General features: G+C 70.6%; 26 protein-coding genes. 12 read left to right on the top strand and 14 right to left on the bottom strand.

What is annotated here, in order from left to right; all coding sequences use genetic code 11:
• Positions 1-21 precede the first annotated feature (21 nt).
• The 3 genes from CJ022_RS09865 to CJ022_RS09855 all read right to left on the bottom strand — a co-directional run bounded on the left by CJ022_RS09865 (position 22) and on the right by CJ022_RS09855 (position 2066).
• A complete protein-coding gene (locus tag CJ022_RS09865; protein ID WP_101926483.1) occupies positions 22-558 on the bottom strand; it encodes a DUF421 domain-containing protein in 537 nt (178 codons plus the stop codon).
• Between the two features lie 184 nt (positions 559-742).
• Positions 743-1165 carry a hypothetical protein gene (locus CJ022_RS09860; protein ID WP_101926482.1) on the bottom strand — a complete coding sequence of 141 codons (423 nt, stop codon included), beginning with the start codon at positions 1163-1165 and terminating at the stop codon, positions 743-745.
• A gap of 199 nt (positions 1166-1364) precedes the next feature.
• Positions 1365-2066 carry a hypothetical protein gene (locus tag CJ022_RS09855; protein ID WP_101926481.1) on the bottom strand — a complete coding sequence of 234 codons (702 nt, stop codon included), beginning with the start codon at positions 2064-2066 and terminating at the stop codon, positions 1365-1367.
• 130 nt (positions 2067-2196) lie between these two features.
• Here CJ022_RS09855 and CJ022_RS09850 point away from each other — a divergent pair, with 130 nt between their 5' ends.
• Complete coding sequence (locus CJ022_RS09850) at positions 2197-2667, top strand: YehS family protein (RefSeq protein ID WP_101926480.1); 471 nt, start codon at positions 2197-2199, stop codon at positions 2665-2667.
• A 103-nt stretch (positions 2668-2770) separates the two neighbouring features.
• Here the strand turns inward: CJ022_RS09850 and CJ022_RS09845 are convergent, their stop codons facing one another.
• Positions 2771-3316, bottom strand: a complete 546-nt coding sequence (locus CJ022_RS09845) for a tRNA (pseudouridine(54)-N(1))-methyltransferase TrmY (RefSeq protein ID WP_101926479.1) — start codon at positions 3314-3316, stop codon at positions 2771-2773.
• Positions 3317-3603: 287 nt separating this feature from the next.
• Here CJ022_RS09845 and CJ022_RS09840 point away from each other — a divergent pair, with 287 nt between their 5' ends.
• Entirely contained in the window at positions 3604-3804 is a 201-nt protein-coding gene (locus CJ022_RS09840; RefSeq protein ID WP_143703932.1) for a hypothetical protein, read from the top strand.
• 91 nt (positions 3805-3895) lie between these two features.
• On the opposite strand, the gene CJ022_RS09835 is transcribed toward CJ022_RS09840, so the two are convergent.
• A complete protein-coding gene (locus CJ022_RS09835) occupies positions 3896-4255 on the bottom strand; it encodes a nuclear transport factor 2 family protein (RefSeq protein ID WP_101926477.1) in 360 nt (119 codons plus the stop codon).
• 210 nt (positions 4256-4465) lie between these two features.
• Positions 4466-4945 (bottom strand): VOC family protein, encoded by a 480-nt coding sequence (locus CJ022_RS09830; protein ID WP_101926476.1) that lies wholly within the window; start codon positions 4943-4945, stop codon positions 4466-4468.
• A 378-nt stretch (positions 4946-5323) separates the two neighbouring features.
• Between CJ022_RS09830 and CJ022_RS09825 the strand changes: the two genes are divergently transcribed.
• Positions 5324-6265 carry an ABC transporter ATP-binding protein gene (locus CJ022_RS09825; protein ID WP_199171488.1) on the top strand — a complete coding sequence of 314 codons (942 nt, stop codon included), beginning with the start codon at positions 5324-5326 and terminating at the stop codon, positions 6263-6265.
• Positions 6262-7023 (top strand): ABC transporter permease, encoded by a 762-nt coding sequence (locus CJ022_RS09820; protein ID WP_101926474.1) that lies wholly within the window; start codon positions 6262-6264, stop codon positions 7021-7023. The genes CJ022_RS09825 and CJ022_RS09820 overlap by 4 nt, the downstream gene beginning before the upstream one ends.
• A 59-nt stretch (positions 7024-7082) precedes the next feature.
• Here the strand turns inward: CJ022_RS09820 and CJ022_RS09815 are convergent, their stop codons facing one another.
• Entirely contained in the window at positions 7083-7835 is a 753-nt protein-coding gene (locus CJ022_RS09815; RefSeq protein WP_101926473.1) for a hypothetical protein, read from the bottom strand.
• A 187-nt stretch (positions 7836-8022) separates the two neighbouring features.
• Here CJ022_RS09815 and CJ022_RS16770 point away from each other — a divergent pair, with 187 nt between their 5' ends.
• From CJ022_RS16770 to CJ022_RS09800, 3 genes are all read left to right on the top strand, one after another.
• A complete protein-coding gene (locus CJ022_RS16770) occupies positions 8023-8565 on the top strand; it encodes a hypothetical protein (protein ID WP_143703931.1) in 543 nt (180 codons plus the stop codon).
• Between the two features lie 360 nt (positions 8566-8925).
• Positions 8926-10020, top strand: a complete 1095-nt coding sequence (locus tag CJ022_RS09805) for a hypothetical protein (protein WP_101926471.1) — start codon at positions 8926-8928, stop codon at positions 10018-10020.
• Positions 10021-10143: 123 nt separating this feature from the next.
• Positions 10144-10893: a CPBP family intramembrane glutamic endopeptidase gene (locus CJ022_RS09800; RefSeq protein WP_101926470.1), complete on the top strand. Its 750-nt coding sequence runs from the start codon at positions 10144-10146 to the stop codon at positions 10891-10893.
• A 60-nt stretch (positions 10894-10953) separates the two neighbouring features.
• On the opposite strand, the gene CJ022_RS09795 is transcribed toward CJ022_RS09800, so the two are convergent.
• From CJ022_RS09795 to CJ022_RS09785, 3 genes are all read right to left on the bottom strand, one after another.
• Positions 10954-11778, bottom strand: coding sequence for a plasmid replication/partition related protein (locus CJ022_RS09795; protein ID WP_101926469.1), 825 nt, complete (start codon positions 11776-11778; stop codon positions 10954-10956).
• Between the two features lie 145 nt (positions 11779-11923).
• Complete coding sequence (locus tag CJ022_RS09790) at positions 11924-12082, bottom strand: DUF2256 domain-containing protein (protein ID WP_101926468.1); 159 nt, start codon at positions 12080-12082, stop codon at positions 11924-11926.
• A gap of 28 nt (positions 12083-12110) precedes the next feature.
• A complete protein-coding gene (locus CJ022_RS09785) occupies positions 12111-12833 on the bottom strand; it encodes an SDR family NAD(P)-dependent oxidoreductase (RefSeq protein WP_101926467.1) in 723 nt (240 codons plus the stop codon).
• Between the two features lie 270 nt (positions 12834-13103).
• On the opposite strand from CJ022_RS09785, the gene CJ022_RS09780 reads away from it, so the two are divergent.
• Both CJ022_RS09780 and CJ022_RS09775 read left to right on the top strand, forming a co-directional pair.
• The gene (locus CJ022_RS09780; RefSeq protein WP_158238391.1) at positions 13104-14396 is read left to right on the top strand and encodes an acyltransferase family protein; all 1293 of its coding nucleotides are present in this window, start codon (positions 13104-13106) and stop codon (positions 14394-14396) included.
• A 129-nt stretch (positions 14397-14525) separates the two neighbouring features.
• Positions 14526-15317, top strand: coding sequence for an EAL domain-containing protein (locus CJ022_RS09775; protein ID WP_101926465.1), 792 nt, complete (start codon positions 14526-14528; stop codon positions 15315-15317).
• Positions 15318-15320: 3 nt separating this feature from the next.
• On the opposite strand, the gene rlmF is transcribed toward CJ022_RS09775, so the two are convergent.
• Positions 15321-16328 (bottom strand): 23S rRNA (adenine(1618)-N(6))-methyltransferase RlmF, encoded by a 1008-nt coding sequence (gene rlmF / locus CJ022_RS09770; RefSeq protein WP_101926464.1) that lies wholly within the window; start codon positions 16326-16328, stop codon positions 15321-15323.
• 207 nt (positions 16329-16535) lie between these two features.
• Between rlmF and CJ022_RS09765 the strand changes: the two genes are divergently transcribed.
• The gene (locus CJ022_RS09765; protein WP_101926463.1) at positions 16536-17009 is read left to right on the top strand and encodes an FKBP-type peptidyl-prolyl cis-trans isomerase; all 474 of its coding nucleotides are present in this window, start codon (positions 16536-16538) and stop codon (positions 17007-17009) included.
• 94 nt (positions 17010-17103) lie between these two features.
• On the opposite strand, the gene CJ022_RS09755 is transcribed toward CJ022_RS09765, so the two are convergent.
• Positions 17104-17991, bottom strand: coding sequence for an AraC family transcriptional regulator (locus CJ022_RS09755; RefSeq protein ID WP_101926462.1), 888 nt, complete (start codon positions 17989-17991; stop codon positions 17104-17106).
• A 134-nt stretch (positions 17992-18125) separates the two neighbouring features.
• Between CJ022_RS09755 and CJ022_RS09750 the strand changes: the two genes are divergently transcribed.
• The gene (locus tag CJ022_RS09750) at positions 18126-18860 is read left to right on the top strand and encodes an SDR family NAD(P)-dependent oxidoreductase (protein WP_101926461.1); all 735 of its coding nucleotides are present in this window, start codon (positions 18126-18128) and stop codon (positions 18858-18860) included.
• 353 nt (positions 18861-19213) lie between these two features.
• A complete protein-coding gene (locus tag CJ022_RS09745; RefSeq protein WP_101926460.1) occupies positions 19214-19444 on the top strand; it encodes a hypothetical protein in 231 nt (76 codons plus the stop codon).
• A gap of 12 nt (positions 19445-19456) precedes the next feature.
• On the opposite strand, the gene CJ022_RS09740 is transcribed toward CJ022_RS09745, so the two are convergent.
• Entirely contained in the window at positions 19457-20065 is a 609-nt protein-coding gene (locus CJ022_RS09740) for an exonuclease domain-containing protein (RefSeq protein ID WP_101926459.1), read from the bottom strand.
• Positions 20065-21882: a putative nucleotidyltransferase substrate binding domain-containing protein gene (locus CJ022_RS09735; RefSeq protein WP_158238390.1), complete on the bottom strand. Its 1818-nt coding sequence runs from the start codon at positions 21880-21882 to the stop codon at positions 20065-20067. The genes CJ022_RS09740 and CJ022_RS09735 overlap by 1 nt, the downstream gene beginning before the upstream one ends.
• Positions 21883-21988: the final 106 nt, after the last annotated feature.

Raw genomic sequence — 21988 nt, 5'->3', positions numbered from 1 at the left:
GGAGCCGGCGTCCGGTGGGTGTCAGGGCATCGCGCCGGTCGCGCGCTCGACGCCCTCGAGGGCCGTGGCGGCGCTGTCGTCCGGTGCGCGTTCGACGACGCTCATCGTGCCGTCCGTCTCCAGCACCACCGCCTGCACGCGCGCCAGCGCCGGGATGCCGGCCTGGCGGATGGCGGCCCGGATTTCGTCCGCGGTCACGCGCGCCTTGCGCATCGCCTCCGGCAGCATCCGCCCGTCGTGCAGCAGCAGGGCGGGTTCTCCGGTCACCACGCGACGGACCCAGCCGAAGCGGACGCTGCTCCAGGTCACCACGAATTGCAGTGCGATCAGGAGCGCCAGCGCCGTCATGCCTTGGGCCAGCGCGACGTCCTGGCTGAGCAGGATCGTCGCCAGTGTCGAGCCCAGCGCCACGGTGACGATCAGGTCGAAGGCATTCATCTTCGACAGTGTGCGTTTGCCCGACGCACGCGACAGCAGGACGAGACCGATGTAGGCGAGCGTGCCGACCAGCAAGGTGCGGGCAATGTCGGCAAGCTGGTCGATGAAGACGTGGTCCATGGCGGATTCCCGGGCGGGCAGGTCGGTCGGACGCAGTGAAGCGCAGTCCGGGTGAGATGCGTGGGAATGCGGCGTCGGATCTGCACGCAGGGCCCTCTCGGCCACGACGGCAGCGCCGGCGTGCGGCGAATCTCTGCGCTCGACGCAGCAGCGCGAAGCGCTACGATCCGGTCGCGCGGCTTCGCTATTGCCGCGTCCGGCGGTATTCGGCGATCGTCTGCAGCGGGGATGGATCGGACATCGCCATGCCGTTGACGAACACGGCGGGGGCGCCGCGCTGGAACACCGCAACAGCACGATCGATTCCGGCGCGTTGTTCGGCGGAGGGGTCGTCGACCGAGAACGAGAAGCCGCTGCCGCGACGCACCGGGATGCCGGCGCGTCCGAGTTCGGCGATCAGGGTCTCGGCGCGCTGCGCCTGGTCGGACGGGCAGTTCGGCGGGGCCAGCACCAGGACGACATCGCCCGGCACGCCGCTCGGCATTTCCACCGGCACGAAGCCGTTCGGGCTCGCAGTCGCCAGCGCGTCGTCGGCGCGCCGCTCCTGCCACCACTGGAAACCGCCGTAGCAGGCAGCGGCCAGCAGCACCAGCGTCAGAATCCGCATGCGTGGGTCCCCGGCGTTCCCCTGAAGCAGCCTCGAGTATCGCTGCGCCTGCGCCCACCGGACAAGCCGTCGCATCGTGACCTTGCGCGCAACCGGTCGGTCACGCCGATGGACGGCGTCGGGATGTGGCGCGCGCAGCGCGCGGGATCGGGCGCCACGCGCGCGAAGACGCCGGCCGCGCGCGTGGTGCGACCGCAGCTCAGTCGCCCGTGACGAAGGCGTCGGGAATCGCATAGCGCTCGCTGCCGAGCGTGGCAATCGTGGTATTGCCGTCGCGCTGCGCGCTGCTTTCCATCGCCGCCGTGCCATCGGCCTGCGCGCTGCCGAAGGACAGGAAGCTGCCGTCGGGGTTGAAATACAGCATGCGCATGGCGCCGTCGGGCAGGGTCACTTCGATCGACGCGCCGGTCTCCGCGTTGCGCACCACGCCCGCCGGGCACAGACCCTCGGCCGCGCCCCGGTAGCCCGAGCACCGGATCTGCGCGGTCGCATGGAACGGCGTGCCCGGCACGGTCGCATCGCCCTGGCCGTCGCCGTCTCCCGGCACCGCGTCGCGGCCGGGGACGGAGACCAGGGTCACGCCATCGATCGTCGCGACGGTGCGGCCGCCGAGCGGCGCCACGTCGGCGGCAGACGGGCAGCCCACGAGGACGGCGCTGTCGTCGAGATAGTCGATCGTCGCGGCGCTTTCGCCGACACGGCGGCAGGGATCGCCGGCGTCGGGGTAGCCGTCACCGAAGGCGGGCAGGCTCGCCGGCCAGGTGTCCCGGGTGACGGCGGTGTCCCGTGGCGCGGCGTCGGCGGATCCCGCGGGCGCTTCGGTATCCGGTGCCTGCGCGCAGGCGCTGAGCGCCAGGACGACGGCGAGGGAGAGGAGGGCGGGATGACGCGTGGTGCGCATGGCGGGTCTCCGAGCGGGGCCGCGGGGGCGGCTGCCGGCTCATGGTGCGCGCGTCGGGCGCGCGGCTCCAGAGGCGGACGCCTGGGGCGTACCGCTAGACTGCAGGCCCCCGAGACCGCCTCACGGATCCATGATCAACAACGACGTCCTGCGCAGCATCCGGTACATGCTCGACCTGAGCGACCAGAAAGTGGTCGATCTCGCCCATCTGGCCGATCCTGCATTCGGCCTTGAGCGCGACGATGTGCGCCCCCTGCTGCTGAAGGAGGACGAGCCCGGGTACGTGGCCTGCAGCGATGCCGTGCTGGCCCACGTGCTCGACGGGCTCATCGTGCACCGTCGCGGCCGCGACGAGCGCCAGCCCGCGCGCGCGGTCGAAGCGCGCATCAGCAACAACGTCGTGCTGAAGAAACTGCGGGTGGCGTTCGAACTGACCGACGTCGACATGCACCAGATCTTCATCGACGCCGGGTTTCCGATCTCGAAGCCGGAAATGTCGGCGCTGTTCCGGCAGGCCGGGCACCGCAATTTCCGTTCCTGTGGCGACCAGTTGCTGCGCAACTTCCTCAAGGGCCTGACGCTGCGCGTGCGCGGCGCCTAGGGCTCGCCGGCGACCGGTCGCGCCGGACCGGGCGCCGGGTCGCGTCGTGTGCGCGGCGCGGACCGGTGACGGATCGGGGCCGCCGCGTGGCGCGCCGACCGGATCAGCGCTGGTCGAGCTCGTGGTGGAGCAGCACGACGCATTGCGAGGCGAACAGCATCGTCGCGCCCAGCGCGATCTTCTTCGCGCCCAGCCGCTCGAGGCCCGGCACGGTTTTCTTCGGCATCGGAATGTGGTCGGTCAGCAGGAAGCAGGGGTTGTCGCCGAAGGTCTGTGTGCGGATCGGTGTGCCCTTGCGGTCCATCAGGAACAGCTGGTGATCGACGGCCAGCGTCTGCACCAGACGCTCGAAGCTGGTCGTGCGCACATCGACGCCGGACTCGACCGCGCGCGTCTCGTCCTTGGCCATGCCGCGCGAGACGTCCAGCGCCCGGGCCACCTTGCCCAGCAGGGCCTGCTCGTCGAAACCGCCGATGTCCTGCATGACGTCGGCTTCGAACCGGATCGTGCGGGAGAAATCCTGGGTGCTTTCCAGCACCAGATAGACGACGACGTCCGGCCGGTCGGTGTGCGCGTCCTGGCCGACCGATGCGAGCAGCGCCTTGCTGTCGGTGGGGGCGGCGCGCGCTCGGAGTACGAAGGTTCGCATGGCGGTCCTGTGCGGAGGCGGAGCCGCGCGGCACGGGCGCGGCGGGGCATTGTCCCCGCAAGCGGCAGCGAGGTCGACGGCTGGCCTGTCGTGACACGTCCGCCCGCGGATGCGCGAGTCGCGTCGCTGCAGGATGACGGCCGGATGGGGTGGCGGCACGGCGTCGCGCTGCGCCTGCATTCGCGATGCCCATGCAGCATCGAAACGGCAGCGCGACCCGTGATGTCCCGTACCCTGTGCGCCGCGCTGCCGGACTCGACCCGGCGCGCCCAACTAGGATGCAGACGATGGCACGAATGAAACGCGACCCCACGCGGGAGCGGAACCTGACCCACGACTACGCCAGGTGGCTGCTGGAGGAACGCCGCGAGCGCACGCCCGCCAACGGCAAGCTGTTCGCGCGGCTGCACACGACGCGCGGCCGCCGTTTCCACGGGTACAACGAGGAAGAGATCTGCACGATCATCGGCGTCGACTTCTACGGATGAGGACGCGATCGGGCCGAATCGCTTGCATGGCGGCGTCGCGTCGCGGTGCGGGACTGTGGGAACAACGCGTGTCGTCGGCCCGTCGATTAGTTCAGCGTTTCTCCGGCAGCGCCACCACGAAGGCCTGCAGCGCCGCCATCCTGCCGTCGCGGAACTGCCAGACGTCGCTGTAGGCGTTGCGGGTTTCGACGCCGCGTTCGTCCCGGCTCGTGATCTCGCCGATCGCCACGACCATGTCGTCTTCGGCGATCAGACGGTGCACGGTGAATTCCGGTGGCGTCCGGTAGGTCTCTGCCATCCAGGCCCTGACGGCCGCCTTGCCCTCGATCGTGGGCGCGCCGACCGCGGTCCACGCCACATCCTCGGTGCAATACGCGAGAAATCCCTCGATGTCGCCCTGTTCGATCGCGGCATTGGCCTGCTGCAGGACTGTCTTGTGCGGGTCTGACATGCGGTGCTCCCGTGGAAGGACACGCCGGACGATAGGCGCGGGATCGCAAGCGCCGGGTGATGTCGTCGTTGGCGATGCGCCTGCAGGCAGCGGCCGCGGACGCGCCCGTCGAGGGCAGCGCGGCGAGGGTGCTGCCCGGATCGACCCGCCGATTTCGCCGGATGACGCGGGCGCGCGCGATCCGGGTCGGCGCCTGAACCTGCAGCCCTGTCAGCCGCGACGTGCGGCTTCGATCGCCGCGATGTCGATCTTGACCATCTGCATCATCGCCTCGAAGACGCGCTTCGCGGCAGCGCGGTCGGCGCCCGCCAGCGCGTCCGACAGCGCCCGCGGCGTGATCTGCCAGGACAGGCCCCAGCGGTCCCGGCACCAGCCGCAGGCGCTCGCCTGGCCGCCGTTATCGACGATGGCGTTCCAGTAGCGGTCCGTCTCGGCCTGGTCGTCGGTGGCGATCTGGAACGAGAACGCCTCGCTGTGCTTGAACGCGTCGCCGCCGTTGAGGCCGAGGCAGGGGATGCCGAGGACGGTGAATTCGACCGTCAGGATGTCGCCCGCTTTCCCGGACGGATAATCGCCGGGCGCGTGGTGGACCGCGGTCACGGCGCTGTCGGGGAAGGTCTCGGCGTAGAAGGTCGCCGCTTCGAGCGCGGCGCCGTCGTACCAGAGGCAGATCAGGGGCTTCGGCGTCATCGTGGCGTCTCCAGGGGGTCGGGGGCTGGGCGACGGCGTCGTCGCCGCGCCGAGGATACGCCCGGCACGCCGCCGTCTCGCGACCGGTCGTCGTCACTGTATGGCGGCGTTTCCATGCTCGAACGGCGACCTGGCGGCAGGCGCCGGGCGCCGGCACCGGCCGCGATCCCGATGCGGTCTTCATTGCGCGCCTCTTCGAGATTCGGGCCCGCCGCCCGCGGAGGCGACGGCGCATGCCGCGCGTCCACCCTCGGAAAATCCTGCCCGGCTCCGTAGTCCAGCGGAACGCGCAGGGATGGAATGTCCCGCACCCGGGACACCGCGCCGGGCATCGCTCGGCTACGATCCGCGCTTCTTCCGGTGGACGACCCTCGCCCCGTGACTTCGATCATTTCCATCCAGAACCTCGGCAAGACCTACGCGTCGGGCCACCAGGCGCTCGCCGGGGTCGATCTCGAGATCCGGCGCGGCGAGATCCTCGCGCTGCTCGGGCCGAACGGCGCCGGCAAGACCACGCTGATCAGCATCGTCTGCGGCATCGTCAATCCGAGCGAGGGGACGGTGACGGCCGACGGCCACGACATCGTCCGCGACTACCGCGCCGCGCGCGCCAAGATCGGGCTGGTGCCCCAGGAGCTGTCGACCGATGCGTTCGAAACGGTGTGGGCGACGGTGAGGTTCAGCCGCGGCCTGTTCGGCAAGGCGCCCGATGATGCGTATCTCGAACGCGTGCTGCGCGACCTGTCGCTGTGGGACAAGCGCGGCAGCAAGATCATGACGCTGTCGGGCGGCATGAAGCGCCGCGTGCTGATCGCCAAGGCGCTGTCGCACGAGCCCACCATCCTGTTCCTCGACGAGCCCACCGCCGGCGTCGACGTCGAGCTGCGCCGCGACATGTGGACGATGGTGCGCAAGCTGCGCGAGAGCGGGGTGACCATCATCCTGACCACGCATTACATCGAGGAAGCCCAGGAAATGGCCGACCGCATCGGCGTCATCGACAAGGGGCGTCTGATGCTGGTCGAGGACAAGCACGTGCTGATGCAGAAACTCGGCAAGAAGCAGTTGTCCATCGTGCTGCAGTCGCCGCTCGACGCCATTCCGGACGCGCTGGCGGCGCTGCCGCTGACGCTCGCCGACGAGGGCCGCGCGCTGGTCTACACCTTCGACACCCAGACCGAGGAGACCGGCATCGCCGCCCTGCTCAAGGCGCTGGGCGAGCAGGGCATCGACGTGCGCGACCTGCATTCGAGCGAGAGCTCGCTCGAGGAGATCTTCGTCGGCCTGGTGCATGCCGGGCGGCAGGAGGGGCGGGCATGAACTGGCACGCGATCCGCGCGATCTACCGCTTCGAGATGGCGCGGACGTTCCGCACCATCACCCAGTCCATCGCCTCGCCGGTGCTGACAACGTCGCTGTACTTCGTCGTCTTCGGCGCGGCGATCGGCTCGCGCATGGGCGACATCGACGGCGTGTCCTACGGGGCGTTCATCATCCCCGGCCTGATCATGCTGTCGCTGCTCAACGAGAGCATCTCCAACGCCTCGTTCGGCATCTACATGCCGAAGTGGGCCGGTACGATCTACGAGCTGCTGTCGGCGCCGGTGTCCTTCGTCGAGGTGCTGCTCGGCTACGTCGGTGCGGCGGCCACCAAGTCGCTGATGCTGGGCCTGCTGATCCTCGTGACCGCGCGGATCTTCGTCGACTACGAGATCGCGCATCCGCTGGTGATGATCGGGTTCCTGGTGCTGACCGCGCTGACCTTCAGCCTGTTCGGTTTCATCATCGGCCTGTGGGCCGACGACTTCCAGAAGCTGCAGGTGATCCCGCTGATGGTCGTCACCCCGCTGACCTTCCTCGGCGGCGCGTTCTATTCCATCGACATGCTGCCGCCGGCCTGGCGCACCATCGCGCTGTTCAATCCGGTGGTCTATCTGATCAGCGGGTTCCGCTGGAGTTTCTTCGGCACGTCGGACGTCGACGTCTGGATCAGTTTCGTCGCCATCCTCGGTTTCCTCGCGCTGTGCCTGACGACCGTCTGGTGGATCTTCCGTTCGGGCTGGAAGCTGCGTTCCTGAGGCCCGATCGACAGGCGACGCGGATCGCGTCGCCTGCCGCATCATGCGAACGCCGGCCGTCAGAAGCGACGGCTGCCCTCGGCCCAGTTGCCGATGTCGCACTGGCCCGAAAAATCGGTCTGGGCATCGATCGAGAGACGCCCGGAGCGGCGGTCGACGGTGAGCCGGGGCCGGTTCATGCCATTGAGGCGGTAGGACGCGGTGATGCGATCGGGCGTCACCGACAGGTCCGACAGGTCCCACCACCCGTTGGAACCCCCGGAGTGGATCGGCGGCACCAGGTCGCGGCCGAGGTGGATGCGGCCGTGATCGCCGTAGAGCTCCAGCTGCACGTCGCTGTTGAACCCCTCGCGCCCGCTGCTGATGCGGTTCTCTTCGTGCCATTTGTGCGTGCTGTCGTCCCAGCTGTAGCTGGGTTCCGACTTCACGGTCGGGCGATTGCCGGCGCCGTAGCAGACCAGCACCAGCGACCGTGCGTCGTTGCCGGCCGGCACGGGCGTACGCGAGGGCAGGGTGGTCGCGGTGTCGCGCGAGCCGCTGCAATTGCTCGCGGGCACCGGCTGGATCGACGCGTAGCGGCCTTCCATCGTGGACACGGAAATGCACTGGCCGTTGCGCGCATTCCACCAGAACGTATAGCGCTGGTCGCGCACGTCGTTGGACTGCTTCAACTCGTAGCCGCGCGCTTGCAGCTGGGTTTCGCCGCCGGCGGCGCGGGCGCCGACGATATCTTCGACGTCGGACGGCGTCTGCGCGATGGCGGCGCAGGACAGGGCGAGGGTGGACGCGAGCAGGATCGTGGCGTGACGCATCGGGAATTTCTCCTGTGAGGGGAACATCGGCAGCGCCCCGACGGAGCGGGGCGGCGTGTGTCGTAGGTCCGGGCGCGCGTGGGGCGGCGTCCGGCCGAGAGTGGTTCGGGATCGAAGAGCATTCGGCGAATCCGGAACGTCTGCAGCGGTGAGACGTCGCGCCACCGGCGCGGGGGTGGATTGCGGTGTGCGACACGTCATCCACGATCGCGCGTATTGCGATGCGCGGATTCCGGAGACGTCGCATCGCGTCACGACGATTCTTTCCGGCGAGCCCTTACCGCGCGACCACGCGCGCATGCTCGCCGGCACCCTCGATGAGGACGGGTTGGCCCACGTGCAGTTCCGAGCCGCCGGACTGGGTGATCGCCACGAGCACGCCATTGGTCAGGCGCACGACGATCTGTTCGCCCTGCACGGGCTGGTCGGACTGCCTGGCTTCGTGCACAGCGGCGGTGGAGCCGGCGAGTTCACCCGCCACGCGCGCCAGATCGCGCCCGTGACCGCCGCCGATGAGACTGCCGACGCCGTAGCCCACGCCGGCGCCGATGATGGCCGCGACGCCGTGGTGGTGGCGCTTTCCGATCTCGACGGACGAGACCTGTTCGACGACGCCCTCGCGGACGTTGGTTTCCTGTGCGGAGACGGGTGCGAGGAGCGCGAGCGCGACGAGGGACACGAGCAAGAACCTGACCACAAACGCATGTTTCATGGCTATTCCTTCCTGTGATTCGGGATGGCGGGCCACGCTCATGATCCCCCCGGATGCGCGTTCCCGGTCGAATCCTCTGGCCGCTCCGCGCGGCTGTCAATCGATGACGTGTGAAACTCCGACGCATATCCCATGACGGTCCTGGACGATATTCCGGAGTTAATCCGGGGCCATGCCGCCTGGCAGCCTATTCACGCGAATGGCGTTTCCGCAGTTAACCGGGGCACTCGTCGATGATGTGATCGCACCCACGTGGCGCCTGACGTGCGGTGGTAATGTCGCCAGCGCCCGGCGGGCGGCTGCAGGAACGGGTTTTCATGTCGGGCTGGCGTCGACGGGCGCTCGCGCTGCGACGGCGTTGACGACAAGGAGCGTGGCATGGCGTTGTCCCCGGAATCCGCGATCCGTCTGCAGACCTTGGGCTGGGCCTGTCTCGTCGTGCTGTTCCTGATCGGCGCGCCGTTGCTGCTCGGCATTTCGCCGTGGATCCTGCTGCTGATCGTCGCACTCGGCGCGGTGCTCGCCGCTGGGGGGCGCTGGATCGTCCAGCGCCTGCGGCATCGACCGCTCGCGCGACGCGGGGTGCTGTCCGCTGCGCTGGTAGGGGGCCTGCTGCTGACCGGGCTCGTGGCGCTGCCGCTGTACTGGCTGGTCCTGCAACCCGCGCTCAAGCCGATGGTCGTGCCTCGGGTGACGATGACCGACGGTCGCCGCGAGCTGGTGTTCCAGGGCGTGACGCACATCGGGTCGGCGCTGTTCTACCGGTCGATGGCATTCGACCTGCTGCGCGCGCGCGAAGCCGGCTCCGTGCTGTATTTCGAAGGCGTCGGCGATGGCACGCCGGAGGCGAAGGCGTGGTTCGATGCGGCGATCGGCGCCGGCGGCGGCCTCAACGCCGACTACGAGAAGATCGCGGGATTCTGCGGCCTGCATTTCCAGAACGAGTTCATCGAGTTCCTGGTGCGCGACCATGCGCTGCATCCCGGGCGCACGGTCGACGCCGACGTGTCGGAGACCGACATGTACGAGGAATGGCGGCGCCTCGTGGCGCGGCAGCCCGAGCTCGCGCAGGCGTTGGCGACGAAGCACGACGACGACGGGCCGTCCGGACTCGATCACGTGGTCGAGGTGCTGTCGAAGGTCGGCAACCGGCAGCAGCCTTTCGTCGGCGCGGCGTGCCGGGGCATCTTCAACATCGGGCTCGGGAGGCCCGACAGTCCCGACCCGATGAACCGCGTGGTGCTGGATTTCCGCAACCGCAAGCTGGCCGAACGCGTCCTGGCCGATCCGGCCGCGGACCTGTATCTCGTCTACGGCAGCGGTCATCTGCCGGGATTCGTCCGCGAGCTGCGGCGTCGCGAAGCGGCCTGGAAAGTCTTCGGCGTCACCTGGTCGACGCCGATCCAGGCCCCGGAAGATGCGGTGGGCCGGCTCGACATCGACGCGGCGGCGCTCGCGACGGAGCCGCTGTGATGGCAGCGCGTCCCGGTCCGGCCTGCGGCATGCCACGCAGGAAGGCGACGGCCGCAACGCACGCGCACCGGCTGTCGGCCGGTCGCGCCACCCGTTCGATCCGATGAGAAGCAGAGACCCAGCATGGACCGCAGTGCGCCAAGACCCCGGCCTCCCTTTCCCTACGTCGACGGAACGCCGGCGCCGCTCGGTTGGCAGCGCGGCCTGGTCGTCCTGGCCGCCTGCGGTCTCGCGTTCGCCGCGTTGGCCTGGCTGCCCCGGTGGATGCCGGGCGTGCCTGGCAGCTGGGCGGGCGCGCTCGCGTTCGTCGGTCTGCAACTGGCGGGCCTGGGACTCGCGGTCGGGCCGTCGTGGCGGACCCTGTTCCGGCGGCCGCGGTGGCGCGACCTGCTGATCGCACTGGCCTGCGTGCCGCTGGCGTTCGCGCTGCCGGCGCTCGTGGCGTGGGGCGTGGTGGGCAGCGCGAACCTGTCCGCGAACGCGGTCATCCAGAACGCGGGCGACCTGGCGCCGTTGCAGGTCGTGAACCTGTTCGCGGTCTCCGGCGTGCAGTTGCTGGGCGAGGAACTGATCACGATCCTGCCCCTGCTGGTGCTGATGGCCGCGCTGCACCGGGCGCGACTGCATCCATGGCTCGTCGTCGGCATCGCCTGGGTGGCGACGGCGCTGATGTTCGGCGCGCTGCACCTGTCGACCTATCACTGGCACGTGGGGCAGGCGCTGCTCGTCATCGGCGCCGCGCGGCTGGTACTGACCGGTGTCTACCTGCTGACGCGCAACCTCTGGGCCAGCGTGCTGGCCCATGTCGTCAACGACTGGTGGTTCCTGGCGTTCGTGATCGTCACGGCGCGCATGGCGCCCGACGTCGGCTGATCCGGTCGTCGCGCGGCGAGGGGCGGGCATCGTATCGCCGGGCGCGATGGCAGGGCCGCCTCAGCCGCGCATGCGCACCAGCTGTTCCTGCAGGGTGGCGACCTGGCCGCGCAGGCGCTCGTTCTCGCGCTCCAGTTCGGTGACGCGGCGCTGCAGCGCCTTGGGGTCCGGCGCCGCATCGCCTGCCTCGCCCTGATCCCCATCGCCATCGGCGCGGGGACGCTTCTTCGCATCGCGTGCGCGTTTCGCGGCCTGCTTCAGTTCGGCCTTGCCGGCCTGCGCGGCGCTGCGCTGTTCGTCGGCGGGCAGGCTGGCGACCGCCGCGGCGGCGCTGATCGAAATGTCGCCGGCCTTCAGCGCCTCGACGAGCTCGGGCGCGGCCTGCGCATGGATGCGTTCGATCAGGCCCACCTGGTTGGCGCTGAGCCTGGCTTCGCGCGCGAGTTCGGCACGGCTGACCGGCACGGGCGCCTCGTCCCACGGCGGGCGATCGTCCGACCCGGCAGATGCCGTCGCGTCCTCGCTCGCCGCATCGGGCGTCGCATCGCGTGCGGCCTGCTGGCGCGCCCCGAGGATCGCGCGCTTGCGCAGTGCCAGCACGCCGCGCTGGTAGTCGGAGACGCTGCGGCGTCCCAGGTGCTGCTCGATCATCCACAGGTGCACGTCGTCCATCGACTGGAACCGCGTGTTCTGGATCGTGGTGAACGGCAGTCCGTGCTTCCGGCAGATGCCGTAGCGGTTGTGACCGTCGACGAGCACGTCGCCCCACAGCACCAGCGCATCGCGGCAGCCTTCGGCCAGCAGGCTGCGTTCCAGCGCCTCGTACTCGTCCGCCGTCAGCGGATCGATATAGGCCTTGAGATCTTCGAGGACGACGATGTCCATGCGGCTCCACTTGGAAAACGGGGCGCGCATTGTAGGGCGGCGCAGACGCAGGACGTGCGACCGGCCGAGGCTCGACGGGCGTGCGCCGATGATGGACGCGCGGCGCGCGGTGCGCAGCGTTCCGTGACGTGCGAGCCGTCGCGATTCAGCGCGATGCCGCGCGCCCCGATGGCGGTCTGGTGCGCCGGCAGCGCTCGGAGCAGTACTTCACCGCGTCCCAGTCGCGTTCCCATTTCTTGCGCCAGGCGAACGGGCGACCGCAGGCGGCGCAGGGCTTGCTCGGCAGGTCGGCCTTGCGCGTCATCCTCGCCACGGGCACCGCCTCTCGCGGCTCACCAGGGCACCGGTTCGCCGCGCCAGTCGAAGAAGCCGCCGGTGCGCGACGCGTCCAGCGCGTCGATGACGTCGAGCAGATGCCGGGCGGCGTCCGACGGCGCGTGCACGGTCAGGCCGGTCCTGGCGAACGGCGACGACAGCGGTGTCTCAACGGTGCCGGGATGCAGGGCGACACAGACGGCCTCGGGTGCGCGCCGCGCGAGTTCGATGGCGGCGGTGCGCACCAGCTGGTTCAGTGCCGCCTTCGAGGCGCGGTAGGCGTGCCAGCCGCCGAGGCGGTTGTCGCCGATCGAGCCGACCCGCGCCGACAGCGTCGCGAACACGGCCTTGCCGGCCCGTGGCAGGCGCGGCAGCACCTGTCGCATCAGCAGCGCGGGGCCGATCGCATTGATCGCGAAGGCATGCTTGAGGTGGGCGGCATCGAGATCGCGCAGGGACTTTTCCGGCGTGTGCTGCGCGTCGTGCAGGAAGCCGGTCGCATCGACGACCAGCCGCAGTTCGCCATGGCCCGCGGCGTCGGCCACGGCGGCGGCGATGCTGGCGACATCCGTCAGGTCCAGCCGGAGCGGCCCGCCCCGACGTGTGCCGAGCACGGCCGCAAACCGGCCACTCCGCTCCAGCGCCGCGACCAGGGCCTGGCCGATGCCGCCGCCGGCGCCGACGACGAGCGCGACGCCGTCGGGCGGGAAGGAGGCCAGGGCAGGGACGGAGTCGGACATGGTGGAAGTCGCAGCGACGCGGCGGTGGGTCCGTGACGATACTGCACGAGATCTGCGGTCGATTCCGCGTTTCGGCAGCCGGCGGACATCGCGCGACGCACGGCCGCAGCGTTGCCGGTCGCTGGCCCCGACCGCCTGCAGTGTCCTGGACGCCGCATGCGCCAACCTTCACCGCGCCTGTCTGTCGTCGACGCGATGCGACGCCCCGCGCCGCCACGTCGCCGGACGCCGCCCGTATCCTGTCGTCTCCGCCCGCGCAACCGGTTCCGCATGACGCCACCGCCTCGTGATCCGTATCCCGACGCCCTGCGCGCGATCGCATTGCTGGTCGTCGTGCTGGGCCACTGGGTCGCGACGTTGCCGCGGCTCGCCGACGGCGTGCTGGTCGAGACCGACCATCTGCTTGCAGTGTGGGCGGCGGCCGGTCCGCTGACGTGGCTGGTGCAGGTCGTGCCGCTGTTCGTCTTCGTGTCGGCGGCGGTCAGCGCCGACGGGGTCGCGCGTCGCCTCGAGGAACACGCGCAGGCGCACTGGTGGGCGTCGCGTGCGCTCGGACTCGCGCGGCCCACCGTCACCTATCTCGCGGTGCTGGGCGTCGTGGCCCTGGGCGCCTGGCTCACCGGCGGTCATCTGCTAGGCGTGTTCAACCAGTCGCTGACGATCCACCTGTGGTTCCTGTTGATGCTGCTGTCGGTGCAGGCGCTGCTGCCGTGGTGCCTGCGGCTCGATGCGCGCTTCGGTCTCGGCGCGGTGGCCGGCTTCGTCGTCGCGGCGGCGGCGCTGGACCTGGTCCGTGCCGACGTGACCTCGTTCGCCGGACTGCGCCACCTGGGGCGCGAGGTGACCGCGCAGCCGGCCGGCATCGCCTGGCTCAACATGTTGCTGGTGTGGCTGATCCCGCAGCAGCTCGGCATCGCGTGGAAGCGTGGCCGTTTCCGAGGGATCGGAGCCGGCGCAGGTCTGCTGGTGCTGGGCATCGCCTGGCTGGCCCTGGCGTTGGCCAGCGGCTACCCGGTCGCGATGGTCGGCGTCACGCTGGCCGGCAACAACATGCTGCCGCCGACGCTCGCGTTGATCGGGGTGATGTGGCTGCAGGTCGCGGCGGTGCTGCTGTGCGAGCCGCTGGCGCGGCGGCTGCTGGCCGGGCGCGCGCCGGCGCGCGCGATCGCGGTGCTGGGCGCGCTCGGCATGCCGCTGTATCTGTGGCACAAGCTCGCGGAACTGCCGGCGGCGTGGATCGGCGAACGCCTCGGCCTGCCGATCGATGCCGGTCTCCCCGGCGAACCCGGCTTCTGGCTGGGGCGCGCGTGCTGGATCGGCCTGTGCATCGCGATGGTGGCGCCGGTGATCGCCGCGGTCGTGCGGTTCGAACTGCAACGCACACGCGATGTGCCGGCCGCGCACGGGACGGGGCGGATCGTCGCCGGCGGTATCGCGCTGTATGTCGCGCTCGGCGCCGCGCTGGTGTGGGGCGTGTGGCCCGGCGCCGTCATCGGACTGGCCGCCGTCGTGCCCGCGTCGTGGCTGCTGCGTCGCGGCGTGCACTCGCAGGTCTCGTCCTGACGCCTGCCACGTGGCCCGTGTCGTGAGCACGGAAAAAACTGCAGTCCGTGCAGCGGGTCCTGTCGCTGCACTCACGCATGCGTCGTATCCTGCCGGAGCCACGGCAGGTCGCCACACGGAGTCGCACGCATGTTTCTGCACCAGTTCTTCGGAGATACCCCGTCGCCGAATCCCTGCGCCGAGTGCCAGGGCGACCAGCGGCTCGACTTCGAGATCCGCATGGCGTTCCAGCCGATCGTCGATGCGCGCGACCGCAGCATCTACGGCTACGAGGCGCTGGCGCGGACGGCGGAAGGCGGAAGCGCCGCCGAGGTCATCGCGCGCGTGCGCCCGGAACAGCTCTACCGGTTCGACCAGACCTGCCGGGTCAAGGCGATCGTCACTGCGGCCGCGCTCGGTCTGCAGCAACGGCTGTTCATCAATTTCTTCCCGAACGCGGTGTACCAGCCGGCGACCTGCATCCGGCTGACGCTGGCGGCAGCGCAGTCGACGGGGTTTCCGACGGAACGGCTGGTGTTCGAAGGCGCCGAGTCCGAAGCCGTCCAGGACACGGCGCACGTGCTGCGGATCTTCCGCGACTACCGCAGTCGCGGTTTCCAGACGGCGATCGACGATTTCGGTGCGGGTTTCGCCGGCCTGTCCGTGCTGACCGAATTCCAGCCCGACCTGATCAAGCTCGACATGGGCCTGCTGCGCGGCATCGATACCGATCCGGTGCGGCAGGCGATCGTCGCCGGCATCGCGCGGATCGCCGAGGGCATCGAGTCGACCCTGCTGGCCGAGGGCGTCGAGACCGTCGCCGAATACCGCACCCTGCGCGGCCTGGGCATCGCCCTGTTCCAGGGCTACCTGTTCGGACGGCCCGCGCTGGAAACCCTGGACACCGTGCCCGACGCGACCTGGGCGGCGCTCGAAGGCTGACGACTAGACGCGTGCGACCGGTTGCGACTTGCGCAGCGCACGCCAGGCCGCGCGGCGCCCGGGATCGAGGAATGTCCAGGCCACGAAGCGGCTCTGCTTGTGGCCTTGCGCCATCGCCGTTTCCCGGAACTCGACCGCGCCGGCCGCGCGCAATTGCGCGCGCACGTCGGGCAGGTGCGCGGATTTCGCGACGAGACTGCTGAACCACAGGACCTGATCGCCGACCTCGCGGCTTTCGCGGATCATGCGGCGCAGGAAGCCGGCCTCGCCACCCGCGCACCACAGTTCGTGCGCATGGCCGCCGAAGTTCAGTGCGGGCGCCGCGTCGAGCCGCCGGGACCCCGCGTCGCCCAGATTGCGCTGCTTGCGTGCGCTGCCGCTGGCCGCGTCGCCCGCGGACGCGTGGAACGGCGGATTGCACAGACTCAGGTCGAACCGGTCGTCCGGCCCCACGACGCCCTTGAACACGTGCGTGTGTTTCGGCTGCGGACGCAGCGCGATCGACTTCTCGAGCCGGTTGGACGCGACGATCGCGGCCGCGACCTGCAGCGAGGTCGGCGCGATGTCGCTGCCGACGAAGCGCCAGCCGTACTCGGCGTGGCCGAGCAGGGGATAGATGGCGCTCGCACCGACGCCGATGTCGAGTACGCGGATCGCCGCGCCGCGTGGGATCGCGCCGTCCTCGTCGGCCGCCAGCAGGTCCGCGAGTCCGTGCAGATAGTCGGCGCGGCCGGGAATTGGCGGGCACAGGGCGCCGTCGGGAAGATCCCAGTGCGCGATGCCGTAGTCCGCGCGCAGGATCGCGCGGTTGAGTTCGCGCACCGCGCGTGGATCGCTGAAATCCACGCTGGTGTCACCAGTCGGCGTGCGCAGCAGATACGCCGCGAGCGCGGGGCTGGCCTGCGTCAGGCGCGCGAACGCATAGCGGCCCTGATGGCGGTTGCGCGGATGCAGCGGTGCGCGCGGCGGCGCGGATTCGGGTGCGGTCTTCGGGCGTCGCGGCGTGCTCATGCGGCAATTAGAAACGATCCGCGGCGGCGACGTGCGGATCGATTCTCCCCGCACTGTTGCGACGCTGGGCCTGAATCCCGCGGATTCCGCGGTTTGTACCCGCGCGGCCGAGCCGGTATCGTGGTTGGCGTTCCATCGCTGTTGCACCGTGAATCGACCGGTGCCTATCCGCTCCACCTCCCTTCATTCCATTCCAAGGAGATCCCCATGGAGATCGCCGCTGCGCGTGTTGCCAGCTTCCATTACACCCTGACCGACGACGCCGGTGAGGTCATCGACAAGTCACCCGAATCGCAGCCGCTGGCGTATTTCCACGGCGCGGGCAACATCGTTCCGGGTCTGGAGAAAGCGCTGGAAGGCAAGCAGGCCGGCGATGCCCTGAAGGTCGAGGTCAAGCCGGAAGAAGGCTATGGCGTGCGCAACGACAGCCTGATCCAGTCGGTGCCGCGCGAGGCGTTCCAGGGCATCGACCAGGTCGAGCCCGGCATGCAGTTCCAGGCACAGACCGGCAACGGCCCGCTGCTGGTGACCGTGGTCGACGTCGACGAGGCGCAGGTCAAGATCGACGGCAACCATCCGCTCGCCGGCAAGACCCTGCATTTCGCGATCGAAGTGACCGATGTGCGCGATGCGTCCGAGGCCGAGAAGCAGACCGGCCAGGTGGCCGCGCCGCAGGCCTGATCCACGCTGCGGTGTCGCGCGACGTGGGCCGGAGCGGCCACGTCGCGCGGCGCGGCGGACCGCGTCCGGCGTCCGCCCGAGCTGCGACCGCGACTCAGCTCGCCACGGCGACCCGTTGCCGCGCCGCCGCGGTATCGCGCACCGGCGGCAAGCCGAACATGCGCCCGTATTCGCGGGTGAACTGCGGCACGCTCTCGTAGCCGACGGCGAAGGCCGCGCTGCGCGCAGAGACGCCGTCGGCGAGCAACAGCCGGCGTGCTTCGATCAGGCGCAGCTGCTTCTGGAACTGCAGCGGCGACAGTGAGGTCACGCTGCGGAAATGCTGGTGGAACGACGACGGGCTCATGCCCGCGACCGCCGCCAGCCGTTCGACCGGCAGCGGCTGGGCGAACTCGGCCCGCAGCACGGCCACCGCACGCGCGACGCGTTGCGCATGCGTGTCGACACCGCCGAGGCGACGGATCGCCGCGCCGTGGCGGCCTGCGAGCAGCCAGTAATGCAGCTCGCGCACCAGCGTCGGGCCCAGCACCGGGATCGCCTCGGGCCGATCGAGCAGCCGCAGCAGCCGCAGCGCGGCGTCGGCGACTTCGTGGTCCGTCGGCTCCACCCGCACCGGCGACGCATCGTCGAGCGGCGCGCCCTGCATCTGCAGCGCGAGGTCGGCGACGAGGGCCAGGTCCAGGGCCAGCACCAGCGACAGATAGGGCGCCGCCAGGCTGGCGCGGGTGATCTGGTTGACCGTCGGCACGTCGGCGGTGATCAGCAGCGAATCGCCCGCCGAGAACGCGAAACTGTGTGCGCCGGCCGTCACCGCCTTGCTGCCCTGGACGACCAGGCAGACCATCGGGTTGGAGATCGCGTGCAGCAGGCCGCTGGGCGCGGTCGCCCGCACCAGCGACAGGCCGGGAATGGCGGTCGGCACGGGCCCGTCGGTCGCCTGCGTGGCCGCGTACTGGCGCACGGCATCGAGAAGTGTCGTCATGCGGGCTACGGTACGCCGCGCGCGACCCGCGCGCATCCCGGTCTGGAGGATCGCGCAAGCAACGGCGAGATTCCGGCAACCCGGGCCGGGGCCGGCGGTCGACACTGTGGCTCCCCCCGACCCGGAGCATCCACATGTCCCACATCACCCTCGTCACCGGCGCCAGCCGTGGCCTCGGCCGCAACACCGCGCTCGCGATCGCCCGCCGCGGCGGCGATGTCATCGTCACCTACCGCGCCAACGCCGACGAGGCCGAGGCCGTCGTCGCCGAGATTCAGGCAACGGGCCGCCGCGCCGCCGCACTGGCCCTCGACACCGGCGACATCACCAGCTTCGCGCCGTTCGTCGAGCGCCTGCGCGCCACGCTGCAGGACACCTGGCAGCGCGATCGCGTCGACCACCTGGTCAACAATGCCGGGCATGGCGACACCGAGGCGCAGTTCGACCGTCTGGTCGACGTGCACTTCAAGGGCGTGTTCTTCCTGACCCAGGCGCTGCTGCCGCTGATCGCCGACGGCGGTCGCATCGTCAACCTGTCCTCGGGACTCACCCGCATGTCGCTGCCCGGCTACGCCGCGTACGCGGCGGCCAAGGGCGCGGTGGAAGTGCTGACCCGCTATCTCGCCAAGGAACTCGGCGGCCGCGGCATCGCCGTCAACACGGTCGCGCCCGGCGCGATCGAAACCGATTTCGGCGGCGGCGTGGTCCGCGACAACCCGGACCTCAACGCGCAGCTCGCCTCGGTCACCGCGCTCGGCCGCGTCGGCGTGCCGGACGACATCGGGCCGATGATCGCCAGCCTGCTGACGCCGGACCAGCGCTGGGTCAACGCCCAGCGCATCGAAGTGTCGGGCGGGCAGGGGCTCTGACGCGCGGCGACGGCGACCGGTGGCGCGACGCGGGATCATGCCGCGCCGTTCCGCGTCCGGTCCGCCGTGCGCCTGCTGTTCGATCCCGTCCATCCGCGTTGTCCCGCGCAGCCCGCCGCCGTGCTCGAGCGGCGGGCCGCGCGCGACATCGTGCTGCGCGGCCGCGGGATGCTGCTGCTCCACACCGCGTGCGACGACGACAGCCCGCCGGGCGGCGGCGTCGAGGCAGGCGCAACGCGGGAAGGCGCGCGTCTGTGCGAACGGCAGGAAGAATCGGGCGCGCGCGATGTGCGCGTGCTGTCGGCTTTCAGCCGCGTCGACGACGCCCGCCCGATCGGGGCGGTTACGACGCGATGCACCTGCAGCCCTTCGCCCATCTCTGCGCGATCGATGCCGAGCCGGACGCGCCGCGTGTCGAGTCCTACGAGCAGGCCAACGGCATGCGCGTGGTCTGGCATGACATCGACGCGGCGATCGCCCACCACCGTGCGGTGATGGCGCGCGGCGATGCGACGATGGGCATGAGCATCGACCGCGAGACCCGGCGGCTGCAGCGCATCGCCGACGACCTCCTGGCGGCGTAGCCGCGCGCCGCGTCAGCGCGGCGCCAGACGCTGCAACGCCAGCCAGCACAGCGCGACCGTCGTCGCATCGCCGAGCGCGCTGTGGCGGCCCAGCACGGGCACGCCGAGGGCGTCGGCGATGTGCTCGAAGGCGAGGTTCGGCGGCACGTCAGGGCGCGCCCGGCGCGCACGCGAGGCGAAGGCATCGGCCAGCTCCACGCGCCGGTTCGGCAATGCGAAGCCGGTGATCGCGCGCACGTGCGGCGCCAGCATCGCCGCGTCGAACTGCAGGTGGTAGCCGAGCAGCGACCGGCTGCCGAGCCACGCCAGGAACTCGCGCACCGCCGGCGTCACTGCGCCGCCATCGGCCGCTTCGCCGGGCAGGATGTGGTGGTGGCGGATCGACTCGATGCCGAACACGCGGTCGGGACGGATGCGGCGCTCGAAGCGTTCGGAGAGCACCGCGCGGCCGTCGCGCACCGGCACCGCGGCGAGGCTGAGGATGTGGTCTTCGCGCGGATCCAGCCCGGTGGTTTCGAGATCCAGGCTGACCCACTCGTCGGCTGGCGGCGCCGCCAGCAGCGCCTGCCAGGGGCCTGCGCCGTGCCGTTGCCGCAGCCACCAGCGTTGCAGTGCGTGCATCAGTCGGTGACGTGGAAACTGCGGCGGATGTGCTCGCGGAATTCCTTGACCACGTGCAGGGCATCGCGCAGCAGCTCGCGATCCAGCCGCCGCAGCCGGCCGGCGTCGACGTGGCTGTCGACCGGCTTGCCGGCATCCAGCGCGGCGAGCTGCGCATCGAGGCGCATGCGCTGGAACACGTGCAGCGCCTGCGGCAGGTCGCGGCCCAGCGCCTCGGACAGCTCGCCGGCGCGCGCCAGCGCCTCGCAGCGCGCCACGCTGCCGGTGGCGGGAATGCCGCGGCGCAGCGCCAGGCAGCGCAGGCCGTGCACCACCGGGAAGATGCCGCTCTTCTTGAGGTCGGTGCCCTCGGCCTCGCTGCGCATGCGGCCGAAAAAGGTCAGCGGCGGGCCGAACTGCAGCGCCGCCCGCGCCAGGTGGTGCAGCAGGATCTCGTCGCCGCCCATCGCCATCAGGCTGGCCTTGACCGGCGCGAACAGCGCGGGATTGCCGGCGACGGGGCGCGCATCGAGCGCGATCGACAGGTCGAGCGCGGCGTCGCCGCCGTAGTGCTGGCGCCAGTGCTCGGTGCGCGCATGCCACTGCGCGGCGGTCATGCGCCAGTGCGGATTGTCGACCATGACCCGGCCCGGACAGGGTGGATACCCGACCTCGGCCAGCGCCTCGCTGAAGGCGGCCATCGCCGCGTCCAGATCGGGCCAGTCCAGATCGTCGGCGACGACGATGGCATTGTCCTGGTCGGTCTTGAGCAACTGTTCGCGCCGGCCTTCGCTGCCCATGACCAGCAGGCAGATGCGGTCGTGGAATTCCGCCGGCACGAGCAGGGCGAACAGCTGGCCCATGATGCGGCTGTTGAGCGCGCTGACCAGATCGCCGAGATAGGGAATGCGCGCGCCGTGCGCGTGCAGGCTGCGCACCAGGCCGGTCATGCCGGACGCGGCCGCGGCGATGTCCTCGCGCGTGCGCGCACGCGCCAGGCGCAGGCTGATCAGGTGCGAGTGGCTGGCGAACTGCGACAGCACTTCGGCCATGCCCAGGGTGCCGGTGATCGTGCCGTCGTCGTCGACGACGACGCGCTCGACATGCCGCTCGGTCATCGCCACCAGTGCCTGGAACAGCATGTCGCCGGTGCCGACACGGATCAGCGGGCGGTGCGCGAGCGGGCCGACGGCGCTCTCCAGCGGCAACCGGGCCAGGGTCAGCGCATCCAGCAGGTCGGTGCGGGTGACGATGCCGGGCGCCTCGTGGGCCGGATCGTCGACCAGCAGGCAATCGACGCGACGGTCGCGCAGGCGGGCGCCGGCCTCGGCGATCGTCGTCGTCGCCGGCACGCGTTCGGCGGGCGCGGGCTGGGCCTCGCCGACGCGGGTGACCAGCAGCTCGGCCGATTCGCGGTGCTCGTTGTTGTCGGCGGCCAGCTGGCCCTTTACTGCCAGGCCTTCGTTGAAGTACGCGGCGAAGCGCGGGTTGTCGGCCAGCAGCCGGCGGAACACGTCGGCCGGAATCAGGAAGCACAGCACGTCGCTGCCGGCGCGGTAACTCAGCCGCGCGCGGCCGACCATGACCGCCCAGGCGCCGAACACGTCGCCGGGGCCGTAGTCGGCGAAGCGGCGCTCTTCGCCGTGATCCAGCGCGTGCGCGTGCACCAGTCCCTTGAGCACCACGAACGCGTGCGGCGAGGGCTGGCCGGCTTCGATCAGCGAGGTGCCGGCGGCATGGAACGCCATGTCGACGCTGGCCTGCAGCCGCGCGCGACCGGCGGCATCGAGCAGATCGAACGGCGGCAGGCTGAGGTCGAGGCCGGGAACGGGATCCATGGCCCATTGTGGACCGATGCCGCGGCCGGGGTCATGTCGCGACGATCGGCGCCGCGCCGCGCTGGCGGGCATGCGCGACGCCGCGCTCCCGCGGATCCGGCCCGTG

It is taken from the genome of Luteimonas rhizosphaerae, assembly GCF_002849595.1.
In the GTDB taxonomy this organism is placed as follows: domain Bacteria; phylum Pseudomonadota; class Gammaproteobacteria; order Xanthomonadales; family Xanthomonadaceae; genus Luteimonas; species Luteimonas cellulosilyticus.
The sequence above is the reverse complement of the archived record's forward strand: the minus strand, read 5'-3'. Positions and strand labels throughout refer to the sequence as shown.